This window comes from Streptomyces sp. B5E4, from assembly GCF_039871555.1.
GTDB lineage: Bacteria > Actinomycetota > Actinomycetes > Streptomycetales > Streptomycetaceae > Streptomyces.
The window spans coordinates 65,711-89,527 of record NZ_JBDPMI010000022.1 but is presented as its reverse complement, the minus strand read 5'-3'; the positions used below and the strand labels follow the sequence as shown (position 1 = coordinate 89,527).

Genomic DNA, 23,817 nt, shown 5'->3' with positions numbered 1-23,817 from the left:
GGATGAGGGCCCGGCTACCGAGATTACGGCACCCGTGCGCCCCGCCGCGGCCGGTGCCGGGGTGGTCACCGGAAGTGTCGATAAACCGGCACCGTACGTTTGCCGCGTGGTGGCGCGGGTCGCGACCTGCGCGCGCCGCCCGGGTCAGCCCGTGAGCTTCACCGGGTTCACCACGTCCGCGACGAGCACCAGCAGCGTGAAGCAGATGAAGACCCCGGCGACCACGTACGCCACCGGCATCAGCTTCGCGACGTCGAAGGGACCCGGGTCGGGTCGCCGGAAGACCCGCGCGAACGCGCGCCGCACCGACTCCCACAGCGCCCCCGCGATGTGCCCTCCGTCCAGCGGCAGCAGGGGCAGCATGTTGAACAGGAACAGCGACAGGTTGAAGCCCGCCACCAGCAGCAGCATCGACGCCACCCGCTGCTCCGGCGGGATGTCGAGGTTCAGCACCTCGCCGCCGACCCGGGCCGCACCGACGACGCCGACCGGCGAGTCCTCCTGGCGCTCCTCGCCCTGGAACGCCGCACTCCACAGGTCGGGGACCTTCGACGGCAGCGCGATGAGCGCGTCGAAGCCGTTGACCACCATGTCGCCCATGCGGTCCACGGACTGGCCGAAGTCCTGCTTGACCACGCCGGTGGCGGGCGTGAAGCCGAGGAAGCCCGCCTTCACGTACTCGCCGTCGACGTAGCCGCCGTCGCCGTCGCTCTTGCTGACCGTGTTCTCCGTGAGCGTGGGGTGCAGGTCGACGCGCTTGCCGTCGCGCTCGACGGTCACGGTGGCCGGGCCGATGGTCTCGCGGATGCTGTTCTGCAGGGTCTCCCAGTCGTCGACCGGGCGGCCGTTGAACGCCACGATCTGGTCGCCGCGCTCCAGCCCCGCCTTCTTCGCGGGCGCGGCGGGGTCGGCGTCGCTGCACTTGCGGTCCGGGTTCTCGGCGACCGACTCGGCCTTGATCACGCAGTCCGACACCGAGCCGACCGTCGTGGTCTGGGTGGCGATGCCGAACGTCATCATCACGCCGACGAACACCACGACGGCCAGCACCAGGTTCATGAACGGCCCGGCGAACATCACGATGACCCGCTTCCACGGGGCCCGCGTGTAGAACAGCCGGCTCTCGTCGCCGGGCTTCAGCTCCTCGTACGCCGCCTGCCGGGCGTCCTCGATCATCCCGCGGAACGGCGAGGTGGAGCGCTGCTGCACCCGCCCGTCATCGCCGGGCGGGAACATCCCGATCATGCGGATGTAGCCGCCGAGGGGGATCCACTTGATGCCGTACTCGGTCTCCCCCTTCTTGCGGGACCACATCGTGGGGCCGAAGCCGACCATGTACTGCGGGACGCGGATGCCGAACAACTTGGCCGTGCTGAGGTGGCCGAGCTCGTGCCAGGCGATGGAGACGAGGAGCCCGAAGGCGAAGACGACGATGCCGAGAATCGTCATGAGGGTCGTCATGGGCGCACCTTCGTCGTCAGTTGTCGATCGTCACTTGTCGTGCTGGTCGGCCGGCAGCCCGGCCAGCTCCCTGGCCCGGGCGCGCGCCCAGGTCTCGGCTTCGAGGACGTCCGCGACCGTCAGCCGGGTTCCCGGATCGTCCGTGCCGTGTTCCGCGACGACCTGGCTGACCGTGTCCATGATGCCAAGGAACGGGAGCTTGCCGGTGAGGAAGGCGTCGACACACTCCTCGTTCGCCGCGTTGAAGACCGCCGGGGCGGTACCGCCGAGGGCGCCGACGTGGCACGCGAGCGGCACGGACGGGAACGCCTTCTCGTCGAGCGGGAAGAACTCCCAGGTACCGGCGGCCGACCAGTCGAAGGCGGGCGCGGCGTCCGGCACCCGGTCCGGCCAGCCCAGCGCCAGCGCGATCGGCATCCGCATGTCGGGCGGGCTGGCCTGGGCCAGGGTGGAGCCGTCGGTGAACTCGACCATGGAGTGCACGTAGGACTGCGGGTGGACGACGACCTCGATGCGGTCGAAGGGCACGTCGTAGAGCAGGTGCGCCTCGATGACCTCCAGGCCCTTGTTGACCAGGGTGGAGGAGTTGATGGTGACGACCGGGCCCATGTCCCAGGTGGGGTGGGCGAGCGCCTGCTCGGGGGTGACGTCCGACAGCTCCTCGCGCGTCCGGCCGCGGAACGGGCCGCCGGAGGCGGTGACGAGCAGCTTGCGCACCTCGCCGCGGGTGCCGCCGAGCAGGGCCTGGTAGAGGGCCGAGTGCTCGGAGTCCACCGGCACGATCTGGCCGTGCCTGGCCACGTCCTTGACCAGTGGTCCGCCGACGATCAGCGACTCCTTGTTGGCCAGCGCCAGCATCCGGCCGGCCTTGAGGGCGGCGAGGGTGGGCGCGAGGCCGATGGAGCCGGTGATGCCGTTGAGCACGGTGTGGCACTCGTCGGCGGCGACCTCGGTGGCGGCGTCCGGACCCGCCAGTACCTCGGGCAGCGGCTCCCCTGCCCCGTACCGCGCGGAAAGCGCCTCGCGCAGCTCGCCGGCCTTGTCGGCACGGGCGACCGCGACGCGGCGTACCCGCAGCTTGTGCGCCTGCTCGGCCAGAAGCTCCACCCGGCCGCCCGCCGCGGACAGGGCGGTGGCCCGGAACCGGTCGGGGTTGCGCAGCACGATGTCGATGGCCTGAGTGCCGATGGAGCCTGTCGAGCCGAGGATGACGATCTCGCGGGGGCCGTCGTCGGCGGTCGCGGGACGCAGGTGCGGATCGGCGAGCGGAGCAGCAGAGGTCTCGGTCATCGCCCCATTGTGACCGCTCAGACTTGGCGCCGAGCAGATGCCCTCTCGATGCCGTCTCCTGTCGGCTTGCCGGTCGATTCGCCGTCGGTTGCCGGAATGCCGGCGGGGACGACCGCGGGCCGCGGGCGGCGGGGGCGGCTGCTGATCACCGCGTACGCGGCGAGCACGGCGCAGGCGGGGACGATGACGGTCTCCGGCACGTGCACCAGGGACAGCCCGGTGGCGAGGAGGATGATCGCCAGCACCCAGCGCAGCACCGCACCGGGGGCGCGGGTGGAGAGCACGGCGCCGACGAGTACGCCGGGGATGGCGCCGAGGAGCAGCACGGCGGCCAGTCCCAGGCTCGCGTCGCCGACGATGAAGTGGCCGACCGCGGCGGCGGCGACGATCGGGATGGCCTGGACGAGGTCGGTGCCGACGAGGTGGTTGGCCTTGAGCCGGGGGTGCACGAGCATCAGCATCACGATGATCAGCGAGCCCGAGCCGACGGACGTCATGCCGACGACGAGGCCGCCGACGAGCCCGATGACCAGCGTGGCCACGGGGCGTACGGGCACGTGCGCGTCCTCGGTCTCCCCGCCGTCCTGCGCGGCGCGCCGCCGGTCCAGCCACATCCGGGCGAGCATGCCGGTGACGGCGAGCAGCAGCGCCGCGCCGATGACGATCTTCACCCGGCTCTGCAGGTCCTCGCCCTCGCCGAGGAACTGCAGCAGAAAGGCGCCGCAGAACGCGGCCGGCACCCCGGTGGGCAGCAGCCAGCGCACCACGTCCCAGCGGACGGTGCCCGCCTTCTGGTGCACGGCGGCGCCGAAGGGCTTCATGAACACCGAGGTCGCCAGGTCGCTGCCGATGGCCTGGGTGGGGTTGACACCGAAGACCGTCACCATGATGGGGGTCATGAGGGCGCCGCCGCCCATGCCCGTCAGGCCGACCATGCAGCCCACGAGGGCTCCGGCCACGACCATCGACCACGAAAAGTCCATAGACATCGATACTAGGGATTTCCTATCGGGATGCTAGGGATAGCCTTCTGCCATTTTGGCCCGCCCCACGTGAGCTCCGCCACTCGGCGGCCCCGCCTTGACAGGCAACCATTTGGTTGCCAATCTGACCCACCGAGGTGGTGACCATGGACGACGTCTTCCGGGCGCTCGCCGACGGCAGCCGCAGAGAGCTGCTGGGCCGCCTCAACGAGCGGAACGGCCAGACCCTGCGGGAGTTGTGCACGGGACTGGAGATGAGCAGGCAGGCGGTGAGCAAGCACCTGGCGGTGCTGGAGTCCGCCGGCCTGGTCGCCGCCGTGCGCCACGGCCGGGAGAAGCTGCACTACCTCAACCCCGTGCCGATCCACGAGCTGGCCGACCGCTGGATCGGCCGGTACGAGCGCGGGCGCCTCACGGCCCTGTCCGCGCTCAAGCAAGCGCTGGAAGGAAATCCCTTGAAGAAGCCCGCGTTCGTCTACACGATCTACATCGAGACCACGGCCGAGAAGCTCTACGAGGCGCTGACGACGCCCGAGTTCCTCAAGCAGTACCACGGCGGCTGGGCGCCCCGTTCCGACTGGCGGGCCGGCTCCACCGTCTACTGGCCGCTGGAGGAGAACGGCGAGCCCCAGGACCTGGGCCAGCGCGTGCTGGTCGCCGAGCCGGGCAAGCGGCTGGTGTACACCTGGCACACGCTGCAGCCGATGCACCAGGAGATGCTGGGCATGCCGGACGCGGAGTTCGCGGAGGCGAGCAAGGAGCGCTCGCAGGTCGCCTTCGACATCGAGCCGGCCGAGATCCCGAAGTTGGGCGTGAAGCTGACCATCACCCACGGTCACTTCGACAGCGCGGAGAGCAAGATGCTGCAGAGCGTCAGCGGCGGCTGGGTCATGCTCGCCTCGCAGCTCAAGTCGATCCTGGAGCGGCAGCCGGCCTGACGGCCGCGCGGACGCTAGCGGATCGGCCGGTGCAGGTTCGGCTTCTTCGCCGGGCCCGGCTCGGCCTCGGCGATCCACGGACCGTCACCGGACGCGTCGACGATGCCCTCCTCCAGCCAGGTGTACGCATCGTCCAGTACCTGCCGTACCACCCTGCGGTCGAGGTCGTCGGTGTTCGTCCACAGCCGTCCGAACAGCTCCTCGACCCGGATACGGGCCTGCCGGCAGAAGGCGTCGGCCAGCTCGTACGCCTCCTTGCCGTGCCCGCCCCGGCCGGGAGCGGCGCGCAGCATCTCGGCCCGTACGCACGCGGCGCTCATCGCGAACAGCTCCGCGCCGATGTCCACCACCCGGCCGAGGAAGCCCTGCTTGGTCTCCATCCGCCCCTGCCAGCGGGACATCCCGTAGAACGTGGAGCGCGCCAGCCGGCGGGCGCTGCGCTCGACGAAGCGCAGGTGGGTGGAGAGATCGCGGTGCCCGGGCGGGTGGAACTCGCCGTACGTGCGCGGCACCTGCCCCTTGCCCGCGACCAGCTTCGGCAGCCAGCGGGCGTAGAAGCCGCCGGCCCGGGCGCCCGCGCGCGCCTTCTCGGAGAGGTTCTTCTGCGGGTCGATGAGGTCGCCGGCGACCTTGAGGTGGGCGTCGACCGCCTCGCGGGCGATGAGCAGGTGCATGATCTCGGTCGAGCCCTCGAAGATCCGGTTGATCCGCAGGTCCCGGACGATCTGCTCGGCCGGGATCGCCTTCTCGCCGCGGGCGGCGAGCGACTCGGCGGTCTCGTAGCCGCGGCCGCCGCGGATCTGGATCAGCTCGTCGGCCATGAGGCTGGCCATCTCCGAGCCGTAGAGCTTGGCGAGGGCGGCCTCGATGCGGATGTCGTTGCGGTCCTCGTCGGCCATCTGCGACGACAGGTCGAGCACCGCCTCCAGCGCGAAGGTCGTCGCCGCGATGAAGGAGATCTTCGCGCCGACGGCCTCGTGCTTGGCGACCGGCCGGCCCCACTGCTCGCGGGCGCCGCCCCAGCCGCGGGCGATCTTCAGGCACCACTTGCCGGCGCCCACGCACAGCGCGGGCAGCGAGAGCCGCCCGGTGTTGAGCGTGGTCAGCGCGATCTTCAGGCCCGCGCCCTCGGGGCCGATGCGGTTGGCGGCGGGGACGCGCACCTGGTGGAAGCGGGTGACGCCGTTCTCGATGCCGCGCAGGCCCATGAACTGGTTGCGGTTCTCCACCGTGACGCCCTCGGAGGCGGCCTCGACGACGAACGCCGTGATGCCGCCCCGGTGCCCCTCCGACTTCGGCACCCGCGCCATGACCACGAGCAGATCGGCGACGACGCCGTTGGTGGTCCAGAGCTTGACGCCGTCGAGCAGGTAGTCGGCGTCGGGTCCTTCGCCGTCGGGGACGGCGGTGGTCGCCAGCCGGGCCGGGTCCGAGCCGACGTCGGGCTCGGTGAGCAGGAAGGCGGAGATGTCGGTACGGGCGCACCGGGGCAGGAACTCCTCCTTCTGCTCCTCGGTGCCGAAGATCTTCAGCGGCTGCGGCACGCCGATCGACTGGTGCGCCGAGAGCAGCGCGCCGACGGCGGGGCTCGCGGTGCCGACGAGGGCGAGGGACTTGTTGTAGTAGACCTGCGTGAGGCCGAGACCGCCGTACTTCCGGTCGATCTTCATACCGAGGGCGCCGATCTCCTTCAGCCCGCGGACGGTCTCGTCGGGAATCTGCGCGTCGCGCTCGATCACGGCCCCGTCGATCTGCGTCTCGCAGAAATCGCGCAGCCGGGCGAGGAACTCCTCGCCGCGCGCCACGTCCGCGGAGGCCGGCTCGGGGTGGGGGTGGATGAGGTCGAGGCGGAAGCGGCCGAGGAACAGCTCCTTGGCGAAGCTGGGTTTGCGCCAGTCCTGCTCGCGTGCGGCCTCGGCGACCTCCCTGGCTTCCTTCTCGGTGACGGACGGCCGTGTGGATGGTGCGGTCATGAGGGGACTCACCTCGCCGCTGCGTAGGGGTTACCAGCCGGTGCTACTTGTGCGTATGTACCCGATTCGGCCGGGCGACACCACCCCGCGCGCGCCAATCGGGTGCCCCGCCCCCCGCCGCGCGCCCCCACGCCCCCGCGTCCCCCGGGCTCTCCGCGCACTCTTTCCGGGCTCTCCGCGCACTCTTCCCAGGCTCGTCCCGCACGCCCGCCCAAGGGTAGGCCGCCCGACCGACAAGATCACCCGGGCGGCGGCCGGGCCCGGCTCCCGAGCCCCGCGTCCAGCGCCGCGGCGGCCCCGGCCCCGTACCCTCGGTCCCCGCGGCCCGTGCGCTACCGGCGGGCCGCGGGCCCGCAGCCCCGGCGCCGCACCCCCGCGCCGCCCCACCCTTCCGTCGCGTAGCGCCGCACCCGCCGAGTGCTACGCGCCGGACAACGCACCCTGCCCCGCCGAGCGCCTACGGTGGGCAGCAGAGGTACTTGCACTCTCCGGAGGGACTCTGCCGTGACTTCCACACAAGCGTTCTGGCTCGCCGGCCGGCAGGCGACCGGCGAGGACACCCTAGACGTCACCTCGCCCTGGGACGGCCGCACGGTCGGCACGGTGAGCATCCCCACCGACGCCCAGATCGAGGAGGCCGTCGCCGCCGCGCATGCGGTGAAGGACGAGCTGGCCGCCACCCCCGCGCACGTGCGCGCCGCGGCGCTCGACCACGTGACCAAGCAGATCGCCGCCCGGGCCGAGGAGATCGCCGGGCTGATCTCCGCCGAGAACGGCAAGCCGCTGAAGTGGGCCCGCGGCGAGGTCGGCCGCGCCGTGTCCACGTTCCGCTTCGCCACCGAGGAAGCCCGCAGGTGGGGCAGCGGCGACGGCCAGCGGCTCGACACCGACCCGGGCGGGGCCGGGCGGCTGGCCTTCACCCGCCGCTTCCCGTACGGCCCGGTCCTCGGCATCGCGCCGTTCAACTTCCCGCTGAACCTGTGCGCCCACAAGGTCGCCCCGGCCCTGGCCGTCGGCGCCCCGATCATCCTCAAGCCCGCCCCCGCGACCCCGCTGTCCGGTCTGCTGCTCGGCGAGCTGCTGGCGGAGACCGACCTGCCGGCCGGGAGCTGGAGCGTGCTGCCGGTGCCGAACGACCGGATGCCCGCCCTCACCCAGGACGAGCGGCTGCCGATCATCTCCTTCACCGGCTCGGACAAGGTCGGCTACGACATCCTCAACTCCGTCCCCGGCAAGCGCGTCACCCTGGAGCTGGGCGGCAACGGCGCCGCCGTCGTCCTGGGCGACTACTCCTCGGAGGCCGACCTCGACCACGCCGCGCAGCGGATCGGCACGTTCGCCAACTACCAGGCGGGCCAGTCGTGCATCTCCGTACAGCGCGTGATCGCCGACGCCTCGGTCTACGACCGCCTGGTGCCCAAGGTCGTCGCGGCCGTCGAGTCGCAGGTGACCGGCGACCCGGCGGACGAGTCCACCGACGTCGGCCCGATGGTCAGCGAGGCCGCGGCCCAGCGGCTGGAGTCGTGGGTCGACGAGGCCGTGGGCGCCGGTGCCCGGCTGCTGACGGGCGGCAAGCGGGACGGTGCGTCGTACACGCCGACGGTGCTCACAGACGTGCCGGGCGGTGTGCGGATCTCCCACGAGGAGGCGTTCGGGCCGGTCGTGACGGTGCAGCGGGCGGACGACGAGGACGCCGCGTTCGCGGCGGTCAACAACTCGAAGTACGGCCTGCAGGCGGGCGTGTTCACGCACGACGTGCAGAGCGCCTTCCGGGCGCAGCGGAAGCTGGAGGTCGGCGGCGTGATCGTCGGCGACGTCCCGTCGTACCGTGCGGACCAGATGCCGTACGGGGGCGTGAAGCGCTCCGGCGTGGGGCGCGAGGGCGTGCGGTACGCGATGGAGGACTACACGTACGAGAAGGTCATGGTCTTCACGGGGCTCGACGCGCTCTGACGACGGCCGGCCGGCGCCAGGACCCCCGGGACGACCCCGGGGGTCCTGGCATGTCCGCCGGAGACGAACGGAACGGCCGTGAATGGTCCGTGACAGGCCCCTGACAATCACGGGGCAGCCCTCTAAGGTGCTCGGCGACCCGCCGATTCCCAGGCACCCAGGGGGATTCACCACATGAGACGCATACGCGCCTGGCGGCCCGCGGGCGTGGCCGCCGTCCTGCTCTCGCTCACCGCGACGCTCGTCTCCGGCGCCACCGCCGCCGAGCCGGAGCCCGCGCCCGCGCCGCCCGCCGCCGCCCGGACGGCGGCCGCGGAACCGGCCGCCGCAGTCGCGAAGCCCGTCGTCAACGGACCCGTCTTCAACGACCCGCTCGGCTCCGCCGCCCAGCGCGGCGCCGTCTTCACCCAGCTCATCGCGCTCATAGACGCCACCCCCGCCGGCCAGACCATCCGGGCCTCGGTGTTCGAGCTGGAGGACTCGGCCGTCGCCGACGCGCTCATAGCCGCCCAGCGCCGCGGCGTCGCCGTCAAACTGATCGTCGACGACAACACCCGCGACAAGGGCAGCGCCGCCTGGACCTCGCTGCGCACCGCACTGGGCACGGACGACACGAAGACGTCGTGGATCGTCGTCTGCGACGACCGGTTCGAGGACCCCGGCAAGGACAACGTGCAGCGCGGCTGCCTCCCGACCCCGCCGCCGGGGCCCGCGTACAACCACAACAAGTTCTTCGTCTTCACCAGGGTCGGCCCCTTCGACGACGGGACCGGCTACGACAAGGTCGTCTTCCAGTCGTCCTCCAACCTCAACGACTGGTACCGGAACGAGTCGTACAACGACGCCGTGACCTTCGTCGACGCCACCGTCCACGACGGCTACGCGAAGTTCCACGAGGACCAACGCCGCCTGCGCCACTCGGCGACCGGCGACAACACGTACTACTGGTCCACGCCCACCGGCTCCCCCTACCGCGCGTTCTTCTTCCCGCGCGGCGACGCGAACTACGGCAACCCCGCCACCGACACCATCGTCAACACCCTCGACGAGGTGGCGTGCGCGTACACCGGCACGGACGGCAAGCGGCACCAGACCGACATCCGCGTCGCCATGTTCCAGTTCCTCGGCTCCCGCAAGCAGGTGGCCCAGAAGCTGGCGCAGAAGCGCGCGCAGGGCTGCTGGGTCGACGTCGTCTACAGCGAGGGCGACGCGACGGTCGAGGGCATCCTCGACGCCGCGGGCATCCAGCGCCAGTACTGCAACTTCCCCAACGGCCCGGGCATCGACGTGCGCACCCACACGAAGTTCTGGCTGCTGGACGGCGACTACAACGGCAGCATCACGCCGCGCGTGTACACCGGCAGCCACAACTGGACCGGATCCGGGCTTCGTTCCGCGGACGAGGCGATGGTACGGATCACGAGCGCGGACTACCACGCGAAGTACCTGTCGTACTTCTACAAGATCCGCGACACCTGCAAGGCCCGCACGCCGTGACTCCCCCGCCGCTCCGCCGGCCGGCAGCCGGCGGGGCGGCGGCTCCGGCTACGCCTTGAGGGCCAGCCACAGCTCCATCCGCGTGTCCGGGTCGTCCAGGGAGCGCCCGAGGATCTCCTCGACCCGCCGCATCCGGTAGCGCAGCGTGTGCCGGTGCACCCCGAGGTCGGCCGCCGCCGCGTCCCACTGCCCGTGCCGCGACAGCCACGCCCGCAGCGAGGCGACGAGGTCGCCGCGGCCCCGCTCGTCGTGCTCGCGCAGCGCCCGCAGCGTGCCGTCCGCGAACGCCTGCACCGCGTCGTCCGCCAGCAGGTCCACCACCGAGCCCGCCGTGACGTCCTCGTGCTCCACCAGCACCCGCCCGCGCCGCCGCGCCACCGACAGCGCCTGCTCGGCCTGCTTGTACGCCACCGTCACCACCGCCGGACCCGCCGGCGCCGACACCCCCGCGACCAGCGGCAGCGTCCCCTGCCCCGCGCCGGACCCGCGGGCCTGCCCCACCGCGCCCGGGTGCGCGGCCTCGACGCGCGCCGCGTGCTGCGCCGCCGCCTCCGCGACCGCACCGCCGTCCGTGGCCAGGACCACCAGCCGCCCGGCGTCGGGCACCGCGAGGAACGCCTCGCCCGACCCGGCCGCCGCGGCGTCCAGCGTGTCGGCCAGCTCCCCCAGCGCCTCCGGCAGCGGCTCGGGCTCGCCCTCCCCCACCGGCGCCACCGGGGCGGCGGCCTCGGCGACCAGGAGGCGTACGGGCGCGTCCAGCAGCCCTCCGTACAGCGGCCCGGCGACGGCCCGCGCGTGGTCGGGCTGGCCGGCGAGCAGCAGCCGCAGCACGGCGGTGCCCAGGCGCTGCTCGGCGGCGGAGAAGGCGCTGGAGCGCTCGGTGACGAGGGTGAGGAGGGAGACGGCGGCGTGCACGGCGTAGCGCTCGGCGGGGGCGAGCCTGCCGCCGGTCCCGACGGCGAGGACGCCGCAGCAGCGGCGGCCGGAGCCGAGTGACTGCAGCTCGACCCGGTCCTCGGCCGGGTCGGCGGCGGCCCGCGGGGAGCGGCCGGGAGCGCCGTCGCCCGAATCCTCCGGCGCCGCGCCGCCCGCCTCGTCCGCCCCGCCCGCCGATGCTCCTTCCGCCACGGTCCCGCCGGTGGCCGCGTCCTCCGCCCCGGCCGGCTCCTCCGCGGCCGCCGCCTCCTCGGCCCGTACGCCCGCCACCACCGCGCTCGCCGGCGCCGGCCGCCGGCGCAGCCGCGCCACGTCGCCCTTCAGCGCCTCGGCCCGCGCCGCCGCCCCCGCCGGGGACACCGCGAGCACCTCCCCCGCCGTGTCGTACAGCGCCGCCCACCCGTGTACGTGCGCCGCCAGCCGGCCGACGACCGTCGCCGGTCCCTCCGCGCCCAGCGCCGCCCGGGTCAGGTCCCGCTGCGCCTCGAAACCGCGGGTCAGCGACCGGTACTGGTCGGCGGCGATGGCCGCCGAGACCACCTTGGAGATGGCGATGAACGGTGTCGTCCGCGGCACCTCCAGCAGCGCGACCCGCGCCTCGCGGGCCGCCGCGAGCATCGCCTCCGGCACCGTCTCGACGTTCACGCCGACGCCGAAGCCCACCCCGACCACGCCCGCGTCCGCGAGCCGGCGCATGTAGCGGCGCATGGCGTCGGCGTCCTCGACGTCGAGCTTGAGCGCGGTGGTCAGGATCAGCTCGCCGCCTTCGAGGTACGGCACGGGGTCTATCAACTCGCTGGTCTGCGCCCAGCGCACGGCCACGTCGAGCTCGTCCGCGCCGGTGAGGACGGAGAGCTTGAGGGCGGGATGGCGGACGAGCGAGGCGAGCGTGGGCATGGCACCTTCTGGCTGCTGCGGCGGCCGGGGCCGCCGTGCTGTTCGTGACTGTCTGCGCAACCGCCCCGGCAGGACCGGTCGTCGTACGCGACCGGCCCTGACCGTCCCCGTCCGGCCCCGGCGGGCTGGCTGCCCCTCCGGGGTCCGGCGATCCGCACCGTCCTCCGACCGTCGCGGAGGTCTCCGACCGCTTTCAGACTGTCGCTCTGTCTTACGCCGCTCCGTATGAACGGCTCCGGCCATTGTGCCTCAGTGGTGCAAGTCGACGAGCACCGGAGGCGTCCGCTCGCCGTCCACGGTCGTCACGGAGAGCACCGCGTGCCCGGGGGGCAGCGTGTTCGCCAGCTCCGAGGCCGACCAGCGCTCCCGCTCCACGGTGCGCACCGTCACCGAGCGGCTCATGGCTTTCGTACCCGTGAAGACCTGCCGTACCCACCTCAGCAGCTTCCGGATCAGCCCGCCGGAGACATCCGGGACATGGGTGACGTCCTCCGCCTCCACCCACTCCGCACCCCACGCCTCCGCGAAGTGCCGGCCGTCCCAGGTGCTGACGCCGGTCAGCGCCATCCGGCAGCCGACCGCGGCCAGCAGCGGCCCGCGCACCGGCTCCGCGACGTCGTCGAGACCGCGCAGCCCGAGCACCACGCCGGCGTGCGCGGCGCGCAGCCGGCCGATGGCCCGTACGGACTCGGGGCTGGCGGTGCGGGCGGCGTCGTCGAGGACGAGGGCGGCGAAGAGGGAGCGGTCGGAGCGGGCCGGGGCGGCGGCGGTGAACTGGGCGAGCAGCAGCCGGGCCAGCACGCGGGACGCCTCGGCGTGCGTACGCTCCGGCAGCACGATCCGTACCCGCATCGGGTGCTCCAGCGCCCGCATGGAGAACTGGCGGCCGCGGCCGCGGGTGTCGAAGAACCGGGCGAAGACGGGGCGGTCCAGCACGGCGAGCCGGCCGGCGAGGAGGGCGCCGACGTCGCCGGGGCGGGAGAGCTGGCGCTCGCGGGCGTCCAGCTCGCGGAGGGCGGCGGCGGCGCGGTCGGCGGCGAAGGGGGCGGCGCCGTCTTCGGAGGTGCCCTCGGCCACGGCGGTGCAGTCGCGCCGCAGGGCGGCGAGGGCGGCGCGGTCGCCGTCGAGGAGGCCGCGCAGCTCGGCGACGCCGGGGAAGGCGCCGTACGCCGACTGGTAGGCGCCGATGAGCTGGCCGAGGGCGGTGACGGCCGGCCGTGCGTGCGCCCAGTCGGTCTCGTCGCCGCCGAGGAGGGCCTCGGCGAGCAGGGCGGCGGCCTCGTCGGGGTCGGCGGTGCCGCCGTAGAGGTCGAGGTCGTGGGGGGAGGAGGGATCGGCGATGCGGATGACGACGTCGTAGGCGTCGTCGTCGCCGAGCGGGGCGCCGGCCGCCCCGACGACGACGACGGCGGCCTGCCCGGCGAGCGCCTGCAGGCAGAGCAGCTCGGCGACGGGTCCGGTGACGCGGTCGCTGACCACGTTGCCGGCGGGGCCGACGGCGAGTAATCCGGTGCCGAGAAGCGCGGCTTCGAGGGCGATGGCGCCGCCGCGGTAGGCGTAGGGGTTGCGTTTGTCGTCGGGGGCGGCGCCGATGCGGACCTGGCCGGTGACGAGGTCGTGCCGGTAGCCGCGCCGGCCGAGGTCGCGGAGCCCCGAGGGGTGCGGGCAGGCGGCGGGCCCGTCGCGCCGTACGGAGTCGGCGAACGCCCGGAGCCGCTCGGGCCTCGCCCGTACGGACTCCCAGGCCCGCGCTATCCGCGCCAGATCGACGTCGTTCATCCCCCCACCCCGCGCGGCCCCCCCGAGCACCTCGGCCTCCCCCACCAACCCGGCAGCCCGCAACTCGGGCCACGCCACAGGATCTTCGGCTTCGGGGTCCTCCTGGTTCCGGTCCGGCTGCGGGGCGCTGAGCACGGGCTCCAGGAAGCGGGTCCACACCTCGCGCCACCGCCCCATGCGGCCGAAGACGTACACGAGCAGCAGGATGAACAGGCCGTAGTAGAGGTACCCGGCGGCGACCATCACGCCTGTGTCCCGCCAGGCGTCCAGGGTGATCCAGTCGAGTGGCCACAGCCATATGGTGATGACGCCGTTCCAGCAGAGCGACCACACGATCAACCCGCTGAGCAGCGCGAGCGCGGCGCCGCCGAGCAGTTGGCGGTCGGAGAGCCGGTCCGCCTCGTCGGACGGCCTCGGGACGTGGCCGAACCGCCAGATCCCGGGCCCTGCCGCCGGTCGCGGCGTGCGCATCCAGCGGACGAACGGGGGCTCCCACGCCTCGGCCCCGCCCTCCCCCGCTCCGGCCTCCGCACCCGGCGTCTCTCCCCGGGACTGCGGCGGCACCGCGGGGCCGATGGGCGGCTGCGTGGGCCACACGGGACGGCGGGGCCGATCCCCGTGCTCCGGTCCCGACTTCCGCGGCCCGCGTCGGCCGTCCTCGCCCATGTTCCGCTCTTTCCTTTCCGGGGCCCGGCCCTCGTTCCGGGGCCGGCCCTGACCTTGCGGCTCTGCGCCCCGCCCGCCGCCGACCGGCGACTCGGCGCCATCGCGCCCAACTTAGCGCGTGCCGCCCACCGACCCGGTGCCCGTCCGCGGCACGCGCCAACCGCTCCCGTGCGCTCACGTGCATCCCCGGAGTCACATATCCGCGCTCCGCATCGTCCTGAAGACATGAGAAACACCACCTCCGGGGGACCACGCCCATCGACCGCCCAGGCACATGCGCAAGGGAGGCGGTGAGCGTGGCGCACGACGACGCTCTCGCCCGGGACTTCGAGAACGAGCGGCCCCGGCTGCTACGGGTCGCCTACTCCACCACCGGCTCCCTCGCCGAGGCCGAGGACTGTGTGCAGGAGGCCTGGCTGCGGCTGCGCCGCGTGCCCGATCCCGGTGCGATACGCGACCTGCGCGGCTGGCTCACCACCGTCGTCGGCCGGCTCGCGCTCGACGCGCTCGGCAGCGCCCGCTCCCGGCGCGAGCGGTACGTGGGCACCTGGCTGCCCGAGCCGCTGGTGGAGCCGGCGGGGGTGGTCCCGGCCGACCCGGCGGAGCAGGTGACGCTCGACGAGTCGGTGAGCATGGCCCTGCTCGTCGTGCTGGACGAGCTGTCGCCCGCGCAGCGCACCGCCTTCCTCCTCCACGACGTCTTCGGCCTGCCCTTCGACCAGGTCGCCGAGGTGGTCGGCCGCACCCCGGCCGCCGTGCGCCAACTGGCCTCCCGCGCCCGGCGGCACGTCGAGCGGAACCGCCCGCACGAGCCCGCGCCCCGCGCGGAGCAGTGGCGGCTGGTGCACGCGTTCGCCGCCGCCTGCCGGGAGGGCGACCTGGAGGGGCTGGTGCGGCTGCTCGATCCGGAGGTGACGTGGCGCGGGGACGGCGGCGGGCTGGTCACGTCGCTGCCGGGGGTGGTGCGGGGTGCGGAGCAGGTGGCGTACGGGCTCGTCGCGTTCGGCCGCGCGCCGCTGCCGCCCGGCATGATGCGGGTGGTCACCGTCAACGGGGCCGCGGGGCTGGTGTGGTACGGGCCGGAGGGGGAGGTGTCGGTGGTGGCGTTCACGGTGGACGGGGGGCGGATCACGGCGATCGACGTGCAGCGCAATCCGGAGAAGCTGACGTCGGTCCGGTTCCCTGAGCCGTAGCCCGTACGCGGCGCGGTCCGCGAGGCGGTCCGCGGGGCAGGGCGTGGGCACGTACGCGGTGCGCGGGCGCCCTGGCCCGTGCGCGGGGCGCCCCCGGCCCGTACGCCGTACGCCCGCCCCCTCCCCTCCGCGCACCCCCGCGTTTCCGCAGCTCACCCGCCCCCTGTCCATCGTGGACAAAGCGACACGGCAGACCGCTCCCCCGCGTAGCATGCCCGCACCCGGCACCCGGCCCTAGCCTGCGGGGGAGAGCATCGTCGTCCGGACCCGGAGGAGATCCCCCATGACCAGCGCTTCCGCCACCGCAGGCGCCGCGCTCCCCCAGGAGCGGCGGCTTGTCACCCCGATCCCGGGGCCGAAGTCCCAGGAGCTGATGGCGCGCAAGAACGGCGCCGTGGCACAGGGCGTGGGCACCGTGATGCCCGTCTTCGCCGCCCGCGCCGCCGGCGGCGTCGTCGAGGACGTCGACGGCAACCGGCTCATCGACTTCGGCGCCGGCATCGCCGTCACGTCCGTCGGCAACAGCGCCGAGGCCGTCGTCCGCCGCGCGTCCGCGCAGCTCGCCGACTTCACGCACACCTGCATGATGGTCACCCCGTACGAGGGCTACGTGGAGGTCTGCGAGCAGCTCGCCGAGCTGACCCCCGGGGACCACGCCAAGAAGTCGGCGCTCTTCAACTCCGGCGCCGAGGCCGTGGAGAACGCCGTCAAGATCGCCCGTTCGTACACCGGCCGCCAGGCCGTCGTCGTCTTCGACCACGGCTACCACGGGCGGACGAACCTCACCATGGCGCTCACCGCCAAGGACATGCCGTACAAGCACGGCTTCGGCCCCTTCGCGCCGGAGATCTACCGCGTGCCCGTCGCCTACCCCTACCGCTGGCTGACCGGCCCCGAGAACTGCGCCGAGGAGGCCGCGGCGCAGGCCATGGACCTGATCAGCAAGCAGGTCGGCGCGGAGAACGTGGCGGCGATCGTCATCGAGCCGATCCTGGGCGAGGGCGGCTTCATCGTGCCGGCGCCCGGCTTCCTGCCGCGGATCGCGCAGTTCGCGAAGGACAACGGCATCGTCTTCGTCGCGGACGAGATCCAGTCCGGCTTCTGCCGTACGGGTCAGTGGTTCGCCTCCGAGGCGGAGGGTGTCGTCCCCGACCTCATCACCACGGCCAAGGGCATCGCCGGCGGGCTGCCGCTGGCCGCGGTCACCGGCCGCGCGGAGATCATGGACGCCCCGCACGTCGGCGGCCTCGGCGGCACGTACGGCGGCAACCCGGTGGCGTGCGCCGCCGCGCTCGGCGCCATCGAGACGATGCGCGAGCTGGACCTGAACGCACGGGCCCGGCGCATCGAGGAGATCATGAAGGGCCGGCTGACGGCGCTCAAGGAGAAGCACGACGCCATCGGCGAGGTGCGCGGCCGGGGTGCGATGCTGGCCATCGAGCTGGTCAAGCCGGGGACGAAGGACCCGGACCCGCAGCTCACGGCGGCGCTGGCCAAGGCGTGCCATGCGGAGGGGCTGCTGGTGCTGACCACCGGGACGTACGGGAACGTGATGCGCTTCCTGCCGCCGCTGGTGATCGGCGAGGACCTGCTGGCCGAAGGGCTGGACATTCTGGAAGGGGCGCTCTCGCGGAACGCGTGAGGCAGGCGGTACGGGCACGGCGCACCCCGCGCCGCTCGGCGGCGCGGGGTGCGGAACGGGCACGGCAGCCGGCACCGGGCCGCGAGCAGGGGCAGGAGCCGGCACCCGCGCCGCGGCGGTGGACCGCCGCGGCGTGGGCCGTTCTCGGCTGCGCCGTGCTGTACGGGCTGCTGGCCTGGCAGGTCGCGGTGGACGGGCCGGTGCGCGAGCTGGACGAGCGCACCGGCCCCGCGCTGTCGCGGCACGCCCCGCCGGGCGCGGAGCTGCTGGCCGACCTGGGCGGGGTGTGGGTGGCGCTGCCGGTGCTGGCGGCGGCGATGCTGTACGCGGTGTGGCGTACGCCGGTGCGCGCCCAGGCGGCGCCCGGGGGCGGGGAACGTACCGCGCACGCCCCCGCGGGCCGCGGCCCCCTCGGCACCCTTCGCCTCCTCGGTCTCCTGCACCCCCTCCTGCGCCGCGTCCCGGCCGCCGTGCGGGTCCCGCTGTTCGCCGGCGCCGCCGCCTTCACCGTGCTGCCCGCCGTCGTCCTGCCGCTGAAGTCCGCGCAGGCCCGGCCCGGTCCCAAGGGCCCGCTCGCCGACGACTACGCCGGTTTCTTCCCCTCCGGCCACTCCACCACCGCCGCCGTCGCGTACGGCGCCGTCGTGCTGCTCCTGCTGCCGCTGCTGCGCTCCCCCGCCGCCCGGCGGCTGCTGGTCGCCGCGGCGGGGACGGTGGTGCTCGGCGTGGGGGCGGGGCTGGTGTGGCGGGAGTACCACTGGCCGCTGGACGTGCTGGCGGGGTGGTCTCTGGCCGGGGTGCTGCTCGCCGGCTGCCGCTACGGAGCCGCCCGGCTCACGGCGTACGCCACGGCTCGCGTCATTCCCCACGGACCGGACCGTCTCCGCCGGCCGCGCCGCCCGTAGCATCCGGCGCGTCCGGCGCGTCCGGCGCGTCCGGCGCGTCCGCGAGGTGCGCGGCCGCCTCGTGCATCGCCAGCTCCAGCAGCACCGGATCCGTGAGCCGCCCGCTGCCGTCCGGCGGCACCAGCCACCGCACCGCACCGGTGGACCGCCCCGGGTAGGGCACCACGATCCACGTCCCTCGCCCCGCGCTGCGCACCCCCGTGCCGACCCACCGCGCGGCAGTCCCCGGCGGCACGAAGAACCCCAGCCGCGCGTCCGTCAGGTCCGCGAGCACCGGGCCCGGCCGGCCGGTGATCCGGGCGATCACGTCGAGCGTGGCCCGCCCCAGCTCACCCGGCAGGATCAGCACGTCCCACACGCGGCCGGCGGGCAGCAGCGACACCCCCAGCGGATTGCGCTCCCACTCCCACCGGCAGGTCTCGGGTTCTGAGGCCGCCGACACCAGCCACTCGACCGCGGATTCCGACCCCGCACCAGTCATCACGCTTCATTCCTCGTCTCCCCTCGCACCGGTCCTGCCAGACCGGTTGTCAGTGGGGAGAGGGGGCAGGGCCTCAGCTCTTATGCGGCTTGACGAAAATGGCCACGGTGGGGTGGATCAGCACGCTCAGCAGGGGCGTACGCCGGAGCGCACGGCGCGCGTGGCGGGTCTCAGGCGGGCCGCTCGCCGGTGCGGCCGTCGAGGTCCTTCCACCAGTACGCGTACTCGTAGGGCCCGCCCGGCGAGACCTCGAACTCGACCTCGCCCGTCCCGTCGTCGAGCACGAAGCGGTACATGGCGACCGCGACGCGGTCGTCGCCCAGGGTCAGCGGCAGCCCGTGGCCGCTCTCCTGCTCCAGGTTCCCGCCGTCGGAGCCGATGGGGTACGCGCTGACCTCGCTGTTCGCCAGGGTCGCCAGCTCGCCGGTGCGGTTCTCGACCCGGACCCACACGTCAAGGTGGCCGGCCCGGGCCCGTTCCGCGTGGAGGGTCACCTCCAGGCCGTCGTCGTACGAGATGGTCTCGCCGGCCTCGACCGCGCTGTCCGTCTCGGGCGAGACGGGGGCGAAGAAGTCGACCGCGAGGACGACGAGCAGGATGCTCATGCCGATACCGACGACCGCCGCGACACTGCCGAGCCAGATGCCCGACAGTCCGGACCCCCTGTTGCGCGCCTCGCCGCGCCGCACCCGGCGGAGGGTGACGATGCCGAAGCCGACGGCGAGGCCGCCGAGGATGACGGCGAGGGGGCTGAGGAGGAGCGTGGAGGAGAGCACGGCGCCGATGACCCCGAGGATCACCGCCGCGATCCCCGAGCCGTTGCGCGGCCCGGCGGGCGGCACCCAGGCGTAGGGGCCGGGGAGGTAGGGCTTCGGGCCGTACGGGCCGGGGTCGGCCCCCGGCTGCGGCCGCTGCCAGCCGGGCGCGAGGGGGACGGGCGGGCCGCCGTCGGGCGAGGGCGGAAGGGCGGTGCCGGGGGTGGCCGTGGGGTCCGTCCCCCCGCCCGCCGCGTGCTCCGCGGGGCCGGAAACCGGACCGTCCGCCACCCCCGCGCGCTCGTCCGCACCCGTACCGTCACCGGCGGGCACCTCGCCGCCCGCCTCCGCCCCGGCGGAATCCCCGGCGGGATCCCCCGTCTCCCGGCCCTCCTCCACGCGAAGCGCACCTTGCTCCGCCGCGTCGTCCCGCCGGTCGGTGTCCATGGGCTCAACTGTACGAGCCGCCCGTATCCCGTCGGACCGGCTCACCCCGCGCCGCCAGGCCACGGCAGCGTCCCCGACCGGTCCGCCATGACCTGCACGCTCGGCCCCTCCCGGCGGTCCGCGGGCTTCTCCTCCTCGTCGTCCCCGGAGAAGATCACGCCCGTCAGCGTCAGCACGATGACCACCGCCGCGACCGCGAACGCCACCGCGCCCGTCGCGATGCCGACGACCGCGTTGCGCCCGGCGGGGACCCCGTCGCGCCGGGCGCGGCTGCGCGCGGCCAGGCCGAGCACCAGCGCCGCGGGGCCGAGCAGCACCGAGAGGACGATGCCGTAGACCGTGGGCAGGAGCGTGACGCCGACGATGCCGCAGACCATCGCCTTCGTGCCCAGACCGGCCGGTCCCTGCCGCGCCCCGGCCGCGGCCGGCGCCGGTGGACTGCTCGCCGCCATGTCCGCTCCCTCCGCTGCCCGCGCGCCCCGCGCGCACGCGCGTTCGCACATGCTACGGAGCCGGGGCGGCGGCGTCAGTCCGTTGGCCTACGATGATGCGATGGCCGATCTCGACTCCTTCATCGCCGGTCTGCCCAAGGCCGAGCTCCATGTCCACCACGTGGGCTCCGCGTCGCCCCGCATCGTCGCCGAACTCGCCGCGCGGCACCCGGACTCCGCGGTGCCCGCGGACGCGGCCGCGCTCGCCGAGTTCTTCTCCTTCCGCGACTTCGCCCACTTCATCGAGATCTACCTGTCCGTCGTGGACCTCGTCCGCGACCCCGAAGACGTGCACCTGCTGACGTACGAGATCGCCCGCGACATGGCCCGGCAGCAGATCCGGTACGCGGAGCTGACCGTCACGCCGTACAGCTCCACGAGCCGCGGCATCCCGGACCGCGCCTTCCTCGACGCCCTGGAGGACGCCCGGCGCAGGGCCGAGGCCGAGCTGGGCGTCGTGCTGCGCTGGTGCTTCGACATCCCCGGCGAGGCGGGGCTCGCGGCGGCCGAGGAGACCGCGCGGATCGCGGTCGACATCGGCTGCGAAGGGCTCGTGGCCTTCGGCCTCGGCGGTCCCGAGATCGGCGTGCCGCGCGGGCAGTTCAAGCCGTATTTCGACCGGGCCATAGCGGCCGGGCTGCGCAGCGTCCCGCACGCGGGCGAGACGACCGGGCCGCAGACGGTCTGGGACGCGGTCACCGAGCTGCGCGCCGAGCGCATCGGGCACGGCACGAGCGCGGCGCAGGACCCGAAGCTGCTGGCGCACCTCGCGGAGGCGGGGATCGCGCTGGAGGTCTGCCCGACGTCCAACATCGCGACGAAGGCGGTCCCTTCGCTGGACGAGCACCCGCTGCGGCAGATCGTCGACGCGGGCGTCCTGGTGGCGCTGGGCAGCGACGACCCGCCGATGTTCGGTACGGACCTGAACACGGAGTACGGGGTCGCCGCCCGCCTCCTCGGCCTGGACGAGGCGGGGATAGCGGCGCTGGCGAAGAACTCGGTCACCGCGTCGTTCATGGAGCCGGCCGCGAAGGCGGCGCTGACGGCGGAGATCGACGCGTACCTCGCCGCCCGGCCCGCCACCCAGCCCGCCACGTGACGAGGGCCGCGCCCGCCGTGCTGGCCGTCGCCCACCGCGGCGATCCGTACGTCGTCCGCGAGAACACCCTCGGCTCGCTGCGCTCGGCGGTGGCCGCGGGCGCGGACGCGGTGGAGTTCGACGTCCGGCTGACCTGGGACGGCGTGCCGGTGCTGCTGCACGACCGCACGCTGCAGCGGCTGTGGGGGCAGGAGGTGAACCTGGCGTCGCTGACGTACGCCGAGGTCCAGGAGCGCTCCGAGGGCGGCATCCCGACGCTGCGCGAGGCGCTGAAGGTCATGGCGGACAGCCCGGGCGTCCGCTCGTTCATCGACCTGCCGGACCCGGCGGCGGCCGAACACGTCGTCGCCGAGGTGCTGGAGTGCGAGGCGGCGGCCCGTACGTACTACTGCGGCGGCACCGCGGCCCTGCTCACCATCCGCGCCGCGGACCCCGACGCCGAGATAGCGCTGACGTGCTCCTCGCCCGTCCCGTACCGTGCGGGCCTGCTGCGGCGCCTGCGCCCGCAGTGGCTCAACTACCGCTTCGGCCTCCTCGACGAGGCGACTGTCCGGGAGGACCACGAGGCGGGCTACAAGGTGTCGTGCTGGACGGTCGACTGGCCCCGCAACTGGCGCCGGCTGACGGCCATGGGCGTCGACGCCATCACCAGCAACCGCATCGCGGGCCTGCGCCGCCACCTCGGCTCCTGAGAAGCACCTCGACGGCGGGTGCCGCGTGGCAGGGGCTCGACTCCCCCGCCACGCGGCTCTCTTCCGCTCCCGTGCGCCGGCTGTCCAGGGCGGCGTACGGGCCTCAGCGGCCGGCTTCCGCCGGTACCGGGGTCTCGTCCCGCGCGGGCGGGATCTCGGGTGCGGCTTCCGGCTCCGGCTGCGGGGTGCCCGAGGCGGGGACGCGGCGGAGCAGCGTTGCCGACAGGACCCCCGCCGCGACCGCCAGGCCCGCCGCGACCGCCGCCGCCACGTTGAGGCCGCTGGCGAACGCCTCCTTCGCCGGCGTCAGTACCGCCTCGCCCAGCGCCGCCGGCAGGTTCTCCGCCGCGCTCAGCGCGCCCGGCAGGGTGTCGCGGGCGGCGGCGTCCGCGCCCTCGGGGACGTCGGCGGGAACCGCGTCCGCCATGTCGCCGCGGTAGACGGCGGTGCCGACGCTGCCCAGCAGGGCGATGCCCAGGGCCACGCCGAGGTCGCTGGCCGTGCTGTTGACCGCGGACGCGGCACCCGCCTTCTCCGGCGGGGCGGAGCCGATGACGAGGTTGGTGGCCAGGGCCATCACCGGCGCGATGCCCGGGTAGAGCAGGTAGAAGCCGGTGATCAGCAGCGGCAGCCCGCCCACGCTGTCGACCTGGGTGAGCACCACGTACCCCGCCGCGGACAGCAGGCTGCCCGCCGCCACGACGTACCCCGGGCGCACCCTGCGGGCGATCACCGGCGACAGCATCGAGACGATCACCAGCAGCACCGCCGCCGGGAGGATCCACAGCCCCGCCTCCAGCGGCGTCAGCTCCTCGACGAGCTGCAGGTACTGCGTGAAGAGCAGGTAGACGCCGCCGAGCGCGACCGCGCTGAGGAGGAAGACGGCCAGCGAGCCGCTGAAGGTACGGTCGCGGAACAGCCGCATGTCGAGCAGGGGGTCGGTCAGCCGGAGCTGCCGCCGTACGAACACGGTGGAGAGCACGACGCCGAGTACGAGGGCGACGATCGCGGTGGCGTTCACGCCGTGCGCCGCCATCTCCTTCACCCCGTAGACGATCGGCAGGATGGTGACCACCGACAGCGCCACGCTCGGCAGGTCGAGCCGCCCCGGCTGCGGTGCCCGGTACTCGGGCACCAGGAACGGCGCCGCGAGCAGCACCAGACCCATCACCGGCGCGCCCGCCAGCAGGGCGGCGCCCCACCAGAAGTTCTCCAGCAGCAGCCCGCCGACCAGCGGGCCGACGGCCACTCCGACGGACACGGACGCCGCCCACAGACCGATGGCGGTGGCGCGCTGCTTGGCCTCCTGGAACATGTTGCTGATCAGCGACAGCGTCGACGGCATCACCGCCGCCGCGCCCAGGCCCATCACGGCGCGCGCCGCGATGAGCATCTCCGCACTGGGCGCGAACGCGGCCAGCGCGGACGCCACGCCGAACGCCACGGCGCCGAAGAGGAGGATGCGGCGGCGGCCGATGCGGTCGCCGAGGGTGCCCATGGCGACGAGCAGGCCGGCCATCATGAAGCCGTAGATGTCGTTGATCCACAGCAGTTGGCCGCTGCTGGGTTCGAGGTCGGCGGCGATGTCGGGGGTGGCGAGGAACAGCACGGTCATCGTGACGAACAGCAGGATCGTCGGCGCGAGCAGCACCGCGAGGCCGAGCCACTGCCTGGGGCCGGCGCGCAGCACGGGGGCCTCCGGGGCGATTGCGGACATGATTCTTCTCGTTTCGGGGTTC

General features: G+C 73.9%; 18 protein-coding genes. 8 read left to right on the top strand and 10 right to left on the bottom strand.

Annotated features, from left to right (window positions below; translation table 11 throughout):
• Positions 1-144 precede the first annotated feature (144 nt).
• From ABGA99_RS25255 to ABGA99_RS25245, 3 genes are read right to left on the bottom strand one after another with little or no spacing between them, the layout of a single operon-like run.
• Positions 145-1,461, bottom strand: coding sequence for a site-2 protease family protein (locus ABGA99_RS25255; protein WP_347583483.1), 1,317 nt, complete (start codon positions 1,459-1,461; stop codon positions 145-147).
• Positions 1,462-1,491: 30 nt separating this feature from the next.
• The gene (gene dxr, locus ABGA99_RS25250) at positions 1,492-2,751 is read right to left on the bottom strand and encodes a 1-deoxy-D-xylulose-5-phosphate reductoisomerase (protein ID WP_347580257.1); all 1,260 of its coding nucleotides are present in this window, start codon (positions 2,749-2,751) and stop codon (positions 1,492-1,494) included.
• 17 nt (positions 2,752-2,768) lie between these two features.
• On the bottom strand, positions 2,769-3,734 hold the full coding sequence (locus tag ABGA99_RS25245) for a sulfite exporter TauE/SafE family protein (RefSeq protein ID WP_347580258.1): 966 nt from the start codon (positions 3,732-3,734) through the stop codon (positions 2,769-2,771).
• Between the two features lie 146 nt (positions 3,735-3,880).
• Between ABGA99_RS25245 and ABGA99_RS25240 the strand changes: the two genes are divergently transcribed.
• On the top strand, positions 3,881-4,672 hold the full coding sequence (locus tag ABGA99_RS25240; protein ID WP_347583482.1) for a metalloregulator ArsR/SmtB family transcription factor: 792 nt from the start codon (positions 3,881-3,883) through the stop codon (positions 4,670-4,672).
• Between the two features lie 14 nt (positions 4,673-4,686).
• Here the strand turns inward: ABGA99_RS25240 and ABGA99_RS25235 are convergent, their stop codons facing one another.
• Positions 4,687-6,645, bottom strand: coding sequence for an acyl-CoA dehydrogenase family protein (locus ABGA99_RS25235; protein WP_347580260.1), 1,959 nt, complete (start codon positions 6,643-6,645; stop codon positions 4,687-4,689).
• Between the two features lie 504 nt (positions 6,646-7,149).
• Between ABGA99_RS25235 and ABGA99_RS25230 the strand changes: the two genes are divergently transcribed.
• Positions 7,150-8,598, top strand: coding sequence for an aldehyde dehydrogenase family protein (locus tag ABGA99_RS25230; RefSeq protein ID WP_347580261.1), 1,449 nt, complete (start codon positions 7,150-7,152; stop codon positions 8,596-8,598).
• A gap of 174 nt (positions 8,599-8,772) precedes the next feature.
• Positions 8,773-10,095, top strand: a complete 1,323-nt coding sequence (locus ABGA99_RS25225; RefSeq protein ID WP_347583481.1) for a phospholipase D-like domain-containing protein — start codon at positions 8,773-8,775, stop codon at positions 10,093-10,095.
• Positions 10,096-10,143: 48 nt separating this feature from the next.
• On the opposite strand, the gene ABGA99_RS25220 is transcribed toward ABGA99_RS25225, so the two are convergent.
• Positions 10,144-11,928 (bottom strand): PucR family transcriptional regulator, encoded by a 1,785-nt coding sequence (locus ABGA99_RS25220; protein WP_347583480.1) that lies wholly within the window; start codon positions 11,926-11,928, stop codon positions 10,144-10,146.
• A 249-nt stretch (positions 11,929-12,177) separates the two neighbouring features.
• Entirely contained in the window at positions 12,178-14,178 is a 2,001-nt protein-coding gene (locus ABGA99_RS25215) for a hypothetical protein (RefSeq protein WP_347583479.1), read from the bottom strand.
• A gap of 491 nt (positions 14,179-14,669) precedes the next feature.
• On the opposite strand from ABGA99_RS25215, the gene sigJ reads away from it, so the two are divergent.
• The 3 genes from sigJ to ABGA99_RS25200 all read left to right on the top strand — a co-directional run bounded on the left by sigJ (position 14,670) and on the right by ABGA99_RS25200 (position 18,113).
• On the top strand, positions 14,670-15,566 hold the full coding sequence (sigJ, locus tag ABGA99_RS25210; protein ID WP_347583478.1) for an RNA polymerase sigma factor SigJ: 897 nt from the start codon (positions 14,670-14,672) through the stop codon (positions 15,564-15,566).
• 283 nt (positions 15,567-15,849) lie between these two features.
• The gene (gabT, locus tag ABGA99_RS25205; RefSeq protein WP_347580266.1) at positions 15,850-17,208 is read left to right on the top strand and encodes a 4-aminobutyrate--2-oxoglutarate transaminase; all 1,359 of its coding nucleotides are present in this window, start codon (positions 15,850-15,852) and stop codon (positions 17,206-17,208) included.
• On the top strand, positions 17,205-18,113 hold the full coding sequence (locus ABGA99_RS25200) for a phosphatase PAP2 family protein (RefSeq protein WP_347580267.1): 909 nt from the start codon (positions 17,205-17,207) through the stop codon (positions 18,111-18,113). Before gabT ends, ABGA99_RS25200 begins: the two co-directional genes overlap by 4 nt.
• Here the strand turns inward: ABGA99_RS25200 and ABGA99_RS25195 are convergent.
• The 3 genes from ABGA99_RS25195 to ABGA99_RS25185 form a co-directional block, all read right to left on the bottom strand.
• Positions 18,067-18,594: a hypothetical protein gene (locus ABGA99_RS25195; RefSeq protein ID WP_347583477.1), complete on the bottom strand. Its 528-nt coding sequence runs from the start codon at positions 18,592-18,594 to the stop codon at positions 18,067-18,069. The genes ABGA99_RS25200 and ABGA99_RS25195 overlap by 47 nt on opposite strands.
• Positions 18,595-18,764: 170 nt before the next feature.
• Complete coding sequence (locus ABGA99_RS25190; RefSeq protein ID WP_347583476.1) at positions 18,765-19,796, bottom strand: DUF4190 domain-containing protein; 1,032 nt, start codon at positions 19,794-19,796, stop codon at positions 18,765-18,767.
• Positions 19,797-19,837: 41 nt separating this feature from the next.
• On the bottom strand, positions 19,838-20,248 hold the full coding sequence (locus ABGA99_RS25185; protein WP_347580270.1) for a DUF4190 domain-containing protein: 411 nt from the start codon (positions 20,246-20,248) through the stop codon (positions 19,838-19,840).
• A 100-nt stretch (positions 20,249-20,348) separates the two neighbouring features.
• Here ABGA99_RS25185 and ABGA99_RS25180 point away from each other — a divergent pair, with 100 nt between their 5' ends.
• Positions 20,349-21,386, top strand: a complete 1,038-nt coding sequence (locus tag ABGA99_RS25180) for an adenosine deaminase (RefSeq protein ID WP_347583475.1) — start codon at positions 20,349-20,351, stop codon at positions 21,384-21,386.
• Entirely contained in the window at positions 21,383-22,078 is a 696-nt protein-coding gene (locus tag ABGA99_RS25175) for a glycerophosphodiester phosphodiesterase (protein WP_347583474.1), read from the top strand. Before ABGA99_RS25180 ends, ABGA99_RS25175 begins: the two co-directional genes overlap by 4 nt.
• A 103-nt stretch (positions 22,079-22,181) precedes the next feature.
• Here ABGA99_RS25175 and ABGA99_RS25170 read toward each other — a convergent pair whose 3' ends face one another.
• Positions 22,182-23,795 (bottom strand): MFS transporter, encoded by a 1,614-nt coding sequence (locus ABGA99_RS25170; RefSeq protein ID WP_347580273.1) that lies wholly within the window; start codon positions 23,793-23,795, stop codon positions 22,182-22,184.
• Between the last annotated feature and the right edge of the window lie 22 nt (positions 23,796-23,817).